This window comes from Prosthecobacter sp., assembly GCF_049294395.1.
Taxonomy (GTDB): Bacteria; Verrucomicrobiota; Verrucomicrobiia; order Verrucomicrobiales; family Verrucomicrobiaceae; genus Prosthecobacter.
Genome location: NZ_JBAQCR010000166.1, coordinates 1 through 8,706, shown reverse-complemented (window position 1 = coordinate 8,706; position 8,706 = coordinate 1). Strand labels below are relative to the sequence as shown.

Annotated in this window: 10 protein-coding genes; 5 read left to right on the top strand and 5 right to left on the bottom strand. The window is 60.0% G+C overall.

The annotated features are described in order from the left end of the window. Positions 1-342: 342 nt before the first annotated feature. The 3 genes from WAW39_RS11140 to WAW39_RS11130 form a co-directional block, all read right to left on the bottom strand. A complete protein-coding gene (locus WAW39_RS11140; RefSeq protein ID WP_422318745.1) occupies positions 343-1,308 on the bottom strand; it encodes a hypothetical protein in 966 nt (321 codons plus the stop codon). Between the two features lie 644 nt (positions 1,309-1,952). Continuing rightward, positions 1,953-2,684, bottom strand: a complete 732-nt coding sequence (gene truB, locus WAW39_RS11135; RefSeq protein WP_422318743.1) for a tRNA pseudouridine(55) synthase TruB — start codon at positions 2,682-2,684, stop codon at positions 1,953-1,955. Then, positions 2,662-3,648 (bottom strand): DHH family phosphoesterase, encoded by a 987-nt coding sequence (locus WAW39_RS11130; protein ID WP_422318741.1) that lies wholly within the window; start codon positions 3,646-3,648, stop codon positions 2,662-2,664. The genes truB and WAW39_RS11130 overlap by 23 nt, the downstream gene beginning before the upstream one ends. A 232-nt stretch (positions 3,649-3,880) precedes the next feature. Here WAW39_RS11130 and WAW39_RS11125 point away from each other — a divergent pair, with 232 nt between their 5' ends. The 3 genes from WAW39_RS11125 (at position 3,881) to WAW39_RS11115 (ending at position 5,168) form a co-directional block, all read left to right on the top strand. After that, entirely contained in the window at positions 3,881-4,369 is a 489-nt protein-coding gene (locus tag WAW39_RS11125; RefSeq protein ID WP_422318739.1) for a phage holin family protein, read from the top strand. Next, positions 4,327-4,773: a hypothetical protein gene (locus WAW39_RS11120; protein ID WP_422318737.1), complete on the top strand. Its 447-nt coding sequence runs from the start codon at positions 4,327-4,329 to the stop codon at positions 4,771-4,773. Before WAW39_RS11125 ends, WAW39_RS11120 begins: the two co-directional genes overlap by 43 nt. A gap of 89 nt (positions 4,774-4,862) precedes the next feature. Beyond that, complete coding sequence (locus WAW39_RS11115) at positions 4,863-5,168, top strand: CPCC family cysteine-rich protein (RefSeq protein WP_422318735.1); 306 nt, start codon at positions 4,863-4,865, stop codon at positions 5,166-5,168. Between the two features lie 492 nt (positions 5,169-5,660). Here the strand turns inward: WAW39_RS11115 and WAW39_RS11110 are convergent, their stop codons facing one another. Then, positions 5,661-6,578 (bottom strand): hypothetical protein, encoded by a 918-nt coding sequence (locus WAW39_RS11110; RefSeq protein ID WP_422318734.1) that lies wholly within the window; start codon positions 6,576-6,578, stop codon positions 5,661-5,663. A 289-nt stretch (positions 6,579-6,867) separates the two neighbouring features. Beyond that, positions 6,868-7,650 (bottom strand): transglutaminase domain-containing protein, encoded by a 783-nt coding sequence (locus WAW39_RS11105; protein WP_422318732.1) that lies wholly within the window; start codon positions 7,648-7,650, stop codon positions 6,868-6,870. A gap of 438 nt (positions 7,651-8,088) precedes the next feature. On the opposite strand from WAW39_RS11105, the gene WAW39_RS11100 reads away from it, so the two are divergent. Beyond that, the gene (locus tag WAW39_RS11100; RefSeq protein ID WP_422318730.1) at positions 8,089-8,412 is read left to right on the top strand and encodes a helix-turn-helix domain-containing protein; all 324 of its coding nucleotides are present in this window, start codon (positions 8,089-8,091) and stop codon (positions 8,410-8,412) included. Between the two features lie 31 nt (positions 8,413-8,443). Beyond that, on the top strand, positions 8,444-8,706 hold a 263-nt coding region (locus WAW39_RS11095; protein ID WP_422318728.1), incomplete at its 3' end, for a hypothetical protein.

The window sequence follows — 8,706 nt, the reverse complement described above, 5'->3', positions numbered from 1 at the left end:
CTCGGCTTTCGCCTCGCTCCAAACTGCTTCTGTGTTTTCTAAAAGATCGTTTCTGATTCCAAGTTTCATGAGCCGCTTTTCGCTTCCCAATCTTCTTTTTCTCAGCCCGCGTTTTTCGCTGCGGGTTAGGAGAGTAACGCAGGTCAGAGATGGTGCAACATCATTGTGCATCAAAATGCATTTTTTTTCGCCGATTGGGTGTTTGCCTTCGAGAAACGCGGTTCAAACGACCTCATTGGACGTGAGGAAACATTATATCACACTGACGTAGTATGCATTATTCGGAGACCTTCCTTCCGCCATGTGTACGAACGTAATGAAGGGGCACGCAGCACGCATTCATCATGGCTTTGCTACTGCTGCACGCAGTGTGTTGAGGGCAGAGGCTGCCGTGAGCCAGTCTGCATAGCGTGAGAAGAGGAGTGTGAACTCTCCCTGCAATGAATCGACGGAGTGTTTGATGACCTTGTCGAGCGCCTGCGCCTCATGGCCGCTGACGGGGCGGCCAGGCACCGTGGGCCCGGCCTTGATGGCTTCGAGATTCTCTTTGAGGACGTCGCGCAGCTGTTCGTTTTTGCGCTGTTCATCGCCATACACCTCGCCCAGTTCGGGATTGGCGGCTTTGGAGGCCATGTCTGCGAGCGTGAGGTTTTCCTGATCGAGTTGATTGATGCTGGCCTGGATGTCCTTGATGAGCTTGCTGCGCATGGTGGTGGTATGACTGGAGAGGCGGAGGTTCTGCCGGTAGTCCTCGCTGTCTTCATAGCTCACGCCGCCAAAGCTGTTGATGCCTGTGGCTTTGTAACGCTCAAACTCCTCGTGCTTGGGGAAGGTTTTGAAGAGATCCACGATCTGCTTCACGCGCTTCTCGATGCGTTCTTCGAAGTCGTTGCTGATCATCTGCTTCTGCGTCTGCGTGAGATTGAAGGTGGGGCGCACCATCTGCTCTTCCAGCCAGGCGCGCTTCTGCTGGTAGTAGGTGACGGCCTGCTGCAGGCTGGCGATGGTCTCCTCCTTCATGCGCGTGACCTTGGTGTGCGAGTCCTTGGAGTCGCTGACAACACGCAGGGTGGTGAGGAGGTCGTCAAAGCGGCTTTCAATGCGCAGGTCCGCATTGTGGATTTCACTGCCCAGCAGGCTGGCGCGCTGAGCCTGACCTGCGAGGCGGGCTTTGAGGATGGCCTGGGCGGGAGTGAGCGCCGGAGCCTTTGCCGGTGTGGGAGAGGCGGGGGCTTGTGCGGAAAGCGTCTGGCCGGAGTGCCAGACCAGCACCAACGCCATATAAGGACGAAGGAAGCAGAGTTTCATGGTGGAAGCAGCCGGTTTGGGCTGTGCCGATGAAACAGTGCGGCCCGCCTGAAGTTTTCACAGGGGCAAGAAAGCAGCGGAGATGCGCAAGGGAGGCCCAAGCCATGGAAGAACTGAGAATGGCGGAACTCAGAATGGAAAATAGGCCGGAGCGGTAGCGCGAGGGGGGGACTGGCCATTCCAACCTTCTGCCCCTTCTTTCAGTTGCCATTTTCCATGCGCTGTGGCCGAAGGATGGATGAGCCTGCAAACCAAACGGGCGGCTGCAAGAGGCGAACCCCCATGCATTTTCATCACGTTGAGGACGGCGCACCTTTTTCAGCGCCTGCGACGCGACAGACCCGAAACGTCGTACCCGCACAGCGGTTCCCTACCATCCCCTGAGTCACCGCAGGGCTGGCAGGGATGCGCTGTGCGCGTCCGTAGAATCCTTCGTTCCAGAGCGGGCTCCTGCCACATCGCTCTCCCCCTTTTCAAACGCCTCCTCCTTCAGCCGCAGTCGAAGGCTCCAAGGACGGCACACCATTTTGAGCGCCTGCGACGCCACAGACCCGAAACCTCGGACCCGCACAGCGGTTCCCTACCATCCCCTGAGTCACCGCAGGGCTGGCAGGGATGCGCTCCATGCCTATCCCCTGCCCCGCTTACGCGCCGCGCAGCTTGCTCACATCATAAAGCGTCAGCATGGCGGCGAGGACTTCGTCCTTCTTGCCCTGCTTGAGCTGATCAAAGGTGACGTGCTTGCCGGGGAGGAGCTTGAAGTGGCCGGAGCGGGTGCGGCGCAGGGCGCTGAGGTGCGCGCCGCAGCCGAGCTTCTGGCCGACGTCATGGGCATACGTGCGGACGTAGAAGCCTTTGCTGCACACGACGCGGAAGTCCACGAAGGGCGGCTCAAAGCGGGTGATCTCGTAGTCGTACACGCGCACGAAGCGGGGCTCGCGCTCCACTTCCTGGCCTTTGCGGGCGAGCTTGTAGAGCGGGACGCCGCCGATCTTGATGGCGGAGACCATGGGGGGCATCTGGTAGAAATCGCCCTTCATGCTGTCAAAGGCAGCCTTCACCTGCTCCAGCGTGAGGTCTGCAGGCACGGGCTTTTCTTCCACGATTTCGCCCTCGGCGTCCTGGGAGTTGGTGGTCTTGCCGAGCGTGAGGGTGCCGACGTATTCCTTGTCCTCAGACATGAGGAGATCGGAAAGGCGTGTGCCGTTTCCAAGCACGAGAATGAGCATGCCGGTGGCCATGGGGTCGAGCGTGCCGCAGTGGCCGATCTTCTTCATGTTCAGGCAGCGCCGTGCGACGGCCACCACATCGTGCGAGGTCATGTCCTGGTCTTTGTCCACCAGGAGGACACCGCTAATCAATTCGTCTGACTTCATGTTCGAGTGCTTGCAAAAATTTGTCTGCTGCTGCTTCAATGGGGCCTCTCATGCGTGCGCCTGAAGCCATGCGATGACCACCGCCGCCAAACTGGGCGCAGACGGCGGAGACATCGAGGCGGTTGTCCTTGGAACGCGAACTGACGCGCACCTTGCCACCGGGGATGTCTTCAAAAATGACGCAGGTGATGACGCTGTCGATCATGCGCAGGGTGTCGATGAGACCCTCGGTATCGCCGGGCTCCATGGAGATGGCGTCCATGACTTCCTGCTTGAGCTGCCAGCTGACGATGCGGCCTTCGGCGCGGAATTCCATGTGGTTGAGCATGTCGCGCATGAGCTCCAGACGGCGCACGGGGTAGCTCTGATAGATGAGCTTCGCGAGGTGGGCGGTGTCCAGCCCGGCATCAATCATCTCGGCCACGATGCGATGCGTGCGCGCATTGGTGCTGGAATACTGGAAGGAGCCGGTGTCCGTGGAGATGGCGATGAAGAGATTCTGCCGCACGGCGTCGTCGATGGGCAGGCCGTGCTCGCTGAGCAGATTGTAAATGATCTGCCCGGTGGCGGGCTCGGTGGGGACGATGAGATTGAGCGTGCCGTAGCCGGGATTGGCGGGGTGGTGATCGATGTCCACCAGCAGCGGCGCGGCATCCAGCAGGGCCTTGGTTTTCTCCCCCACGCGCTCATGCGTGGCGGTGTCCAGCGCGATGGCGAGGTCGATGTTCAGCGGCTCGGTGCCGGGCTGAATGACGGTGTCGGTGCCGGGAAGGAAGGCGAGGTTTGCAGGCACGCCATCTTCCAGCATGGCGATGACGTCCTTGCCCAGGGCGCGCAGGCTGAGCGCGAGGCCGAGGACGGAGCCCACGGCATCGCCATCCGGCCTCACATGCGCGACGACGGCGATGCGCTGCGCAGAGCGCATGGCGGCGACGATTTCGGCGGTGGTGGAGTTGGCAGGCATCCGGGGGGCATCCACAAAGCACCACGGCAGCCAAGCTGCAAGGTGAAGATGCAGCCCCTCCCAGATGTTTGAGGGAGCACCTGCAGAGGCACCCGGCGCAAGGATGAGCGTGCGCTCATGCCTGCGACAGGAAGCGACTCGGGGGTGCGCGTGCTTCGATGGAGTCACTTTAAAAAAAGGAGCGCACATCCGGTGTGTGTCCCGCTGCCGAAGTATTCACAGCGCCCCCTTCATGAGTCCTCCCCCTGCCCGCCCCACTTCAAAGACAGGATCAGAGACGCAGCCGCCGGACGCCTTCGCGCCGGATGCGTTTCAAGACTCGTCTTCAGGCTTTTTCCACCATGTGTGGGGCTGGTTTGAGGCCACGGTGAAGCATCTGCAACTGCGGGCGTTGCTGGCCATGCTGGAGGCGCGGGAGGCGGGCTCACACTTTGCCGTGATCGCCGGCCTGCTGGTGGGCGCTCTCATCGTGGGCGTGTTTGCGTATGTGTTTCTGATTCTCACCGCAGTGTTTGCGCTGGCGGAATGGATGCACGGAGACCTGGTGTGGCTGAAGATCACCGCAGGCGCCACGGCGCTGCACCTGCTGCTGGCGGTGGTGCTGGTGCTGATGGCAAAGGCGCGCCTGAAGGCGGGTGTGTTTGAGAAAACCAAAGAAGAATTCAAGAAGGACATCCTATGGCCCAAGACTCCCACCCATCCCCGTCCACCGACGAGCTGATCGCCGAGATCACGCGGAATCGTGAAGTACTGGCAGGGCACCGTGCGGCCCTGCATCGCTCGGCCCATGTGGGAAACCGCCTGCAGCAGTCCTACCAGGATCACACGGGACTTTTTCTCGGCTCTGCGGCGGTGTCCGGCCTGCTGCTCTCCTACCTGCCTTCCAGCCGAAAATCCAGATCACGCCGTGAGTCGCGTGCCAGCCTGAAAGCTGTGGCCGCCGCTGAGTCAGCGAAAAAGATAGAATCCCGCTCCCTGACGGCGGTGCTGCTGGGACTGCTGGGCAAGATGGCTCTCGACATGGGCAAGCCCATGCTGCTCAAGATGGTGCGCGATCATTACCAGCGCGCCACGCAAGCCGCTACCACCGCAAGGCCGTCTGAAACGAACGCGCCTGCGCCGTAGGCCTGGGCCGGCATGCCATGTCATATGAAGTTGATGACGTGAACGAACGTTTTGTTTACCTTCAATGAGTTGTCCAATTTCTCACAACCGTGTCCCCAGATGCAGCCATTTGGTATGAACCAGCAGATCCGACCCCTCGGCATCAATGCCCATGCTGCGACTATTTCTCACTGCCAGAGCGCGGCAATTACCTCATCTGCCGGATTTGCTATTGGGAAGATGACGGACAGGACCTTGACCAGCTTGACGAGGAGTCCGGCCCCAATCGCATGACGCTGCGGCAAGGGAGAAAGAACTTCCTTGAGCTTGGAGCTTGTGAACGAGCGATGTTACGGCACGTGATTCCGGCAGGACAACGTGTTGTTTATGAGCATCGGCCTCGAATGGTGGCCTGACAGCTCGCTAAAGCCAGCACCCGCCCTCCGGCAGGGTTACACCCCATGCCCTCGTCGCTGCGGGCAAGCTATGGATCGTGGGGCTCCACATCCACAAGACCGTCGCTGGCGGGGGTTGCGAACGAAGCATGACTGCATGAACGAACCCATCACCCCGGCTGATCGCATCGCCGCCAAAGAAAACTTCCGCAACACGGTGCGGCAGTTTCGCTCCATCACCCGGGCACCAGCGCCCTGGATGAAGACAATCAAAGCCGCCTCTACACCCTCATCCGCGCATCCGGCATCGGCTTCATCAGCGTGGGCCACCGCGAGACGCTGCTGCCGTTTCATGAAAACGTGCTGCGGCTGGAGCGTGCGGGGGAGTGGGTGCTGAGGAAGAGGGGAGAGTTGAGGGAGAAAGGTGCCGAGCAGCATGCACCCATGGCTCCTGTTCAGGCCGAGGTTTGAAACCGCGATTCGTTGACTGCTACAGCATCCCCTGAGACGGGGCTACTCCAGCGACACTGGCACATAGCTCAAGGCAGGAACCTTCTGGCGTTTCAATTCGGCGCGGAATTTTTGTGAGACGACGCACCAGCGGTAGGCGATTTCGCGCCCGTTGCCAAAACGCGCACTGGTCATGGCGATGTCAAACGGCTTGAGGGTCTCCACTTCAGAGCGCTTGTAGCGCAGGGTTGGGGGATCACGCTCGGCATCATCCAAGTGGCGTGACTCGAAGCGCTCCCATCCCTTGTTAGAGGCCACGATGTCTCCCCGCCCATTCTGAATGGGATTTAAGGTGTCGGGCAAAATCACATGGCTCTTCAAGGCCCATAGCGGCTTCTTGACCTTGCCGCCCCTCACAAAGATGACCGGCGTCAGGTTCAGCCCCGCAAGGTCCGCTGCCAGCAAGTTTGATCTGAGCGGCTCCGCCACGGCAAGCCCGTGGAATGGGGACATAAATCCAAGCTGAACTGCGGTGGATTGTTTCTTGTCCACCTCAGCCACATAATCTTCTCGTTCCCATTGCTCATCATCCGGATTTTCATGATTGGCGATCTGCCTGGAGGACGACAATTCTAAAAACTCCGCTGCATCGATTTCCTGCTCAGTCCAAACCACTTTGCGCTTAAGCCCAAAGTAATGCGCTCGCTCTGCCTTGGGTATGACGGTCCAGTAGCTCGGCTTGAGCTGATATTTGGCATAGATCGCCTCGTAGAGCTTCGCAAGCCGTGGGTCGTTTTCGTCCAGCTCTACCTTTAGCAGGCGCCCTGAATATCCTGCCTCTTTTACTGGCAAGTCAGCCTCCAAGCCTAGCTGCTCAACATCAACTATCGATTTTGCTGCAAGTCCGTTGGACACCGAACCCCACTCTGCATCATCTGGATAATATTTATGAATAACAAAAGTATGCGTGATTGTAGGCATGTTGTCTTGGAGTGCGTAAGCTCACGTCTAAGATAGAAATGTGCTGCTGGCCTCTCGAAACAGATGCCAGTCATTTGCAAAGATGCATGCATTTTGAATCGCTTGTTTTCACCCATTAAACCCACCTCCGCACCGGCAGGCTTTGGCACGTGAACGCAGGCATCGGCTTCATCAGCGTGGGGCACCGTGAGACGCTGCTGCCGTCTCATGAGATCGTGCTGAGGCTTGTATGCGCGTGGGTGAGTGGGTGCTGAGCAGGCGCGACACGGAGCGCTGCAAAACCACCCCCTCACGGCGCGGCACTTACCTGGACGTGCATGCCTTTCATCACGAGGTTTCCGTATTCACTGAGCTGCGCGGTGTCGACGGCATCGCGGCCGTAGGCGAGGATGATGCGGTTGCCACGGGGCTGATTTTGAGTGGCGTCAAAGGTGTACCAGCGGCCGCCGACGAAGGCCTCAAACCACGCGTGCAGGTCCATGGGATCAAGCTGATACAGATACCCCGACACCATGCGGGCGGGTATGCGCACCGCACGGCAGAGCGCGATGCCGAGGTGCGCGTAGTCACGGCACACGCCCATGCGGCTGTTGGCCGTGTCCATGGCCGTGGTGCTGGGGCCGCTGGAGCCGTACTGGTAGGTGATGTTGTTCTGGATCCAGCTCCGGATCGCCTCGGCCTGGCCGTAGCCGGGAGCTGCATTTTCGATGACCTGCGTGGCCAGATCCAGCAGCAGATCGCACTGGCAGTAGCGGCTGGGCAGCAGGTAATGCAGCACGCTGTCCGGCAGATCCTGCACCGGTGTGAAGGGCGCGGATGGATCCACATCGATGAAATCGGGAACGCTGGCGGTGACTTCCGCCTTGATGACGGTCGTGCCGGCGGGCAATACCACGCGCTGGCATGCATTGCCAAAGACGTCGATGGTTTTGACGTGGGGCGTCATCGGTTCAAAGCTCACCGAGCTGTGTTGAATGACCTGCGCAGTGCCGGACAGGGGCTCGATCATCATCACGGTGGCGGCGGGAACGGTTGTTTCCACGGTCATTTCGCATCTGGCTTGGAGTATCATGAGTGTAGGGGGGAATGTTTTACGCAATGGATCGCGGTGAAAAGGATGGCTGGTTGCATGCCAAATGCCGCGCAACGTTTTCGTTTCCTGGCATCCGCTTTCCGAACGCTGTGCGCTGAATCTGCATTTTTCGGAAAATCTTTTTGACTTTCGGAATCCGGACCCAAGTCTTTCTTCATTCCTGAGGATGGCCGGTGTGAAGAACGCGGCCTCCGGCAGAGATGGCGGCGAGACGGCAGTGAAGAACTCTGGCATTCGCACCCGGCACACATCCTGGCGGCCCTGAACGGCCTCCGGCCCACCACTCACGCCCGACCTCACGCGGACTCCGCGCCAAACGGCATCTCCATGCCCCGGCACGGCCGCATGATACCACAAGGCGCCAGTTAAAAGCATATCTTACTACCATTGAACTCATTACAACAAAACGACAGCCTTATGAAATCCAGCATTCAAACAGCATCCGCAGACCTCAGCGCCGACCAGACAGCCCCCATGCCACCGCCGCCGGTGGAACTGCTCACACAGGTGGAGATGGCGCAGCGGCTCGGCATCAACCGCCGCACCCTGCACACCTGGGTGCTCAGCGGGGCGGTGCCCATGATCAAGATCCGCGGCTTCTGCCGCTTTGAACCCGCCAAGGTCTGGGCCGCGCTGCTGCAGCACGAGGTGCAGGCGGGCTCCGCAAAATCCTCCTCTTCCACCCAGAAGGGCGCCGGGAGCACAGCAGCCGCCTCCACCACCGAAACCCGCAGCGCCTAGCCTGCTCATTTAAACCACTTTCTACCACGATATGAAATCCAACACCGAGCGTGCCAGCGCGTATCTGGCGAGGATGCCCGCCTCCATCTCCGGGCAGGGGGGCGATGCCGCCGCCTTCCGCGCCGCCGTGGCGCTGGTGCGCGGCTTTGACCTCTCCGAGGAGGAGGCCCTGCCCCTGCTCAGCCACTGGAACAAAGACTGCCGCCCGCCCTGGCAGGAAAAGGATCTGCGCCACAAGCTGCACTGCGCCGCCACCACCAGCGCGGGGAAGCCTGCGGGGTATCTGCGCGATGC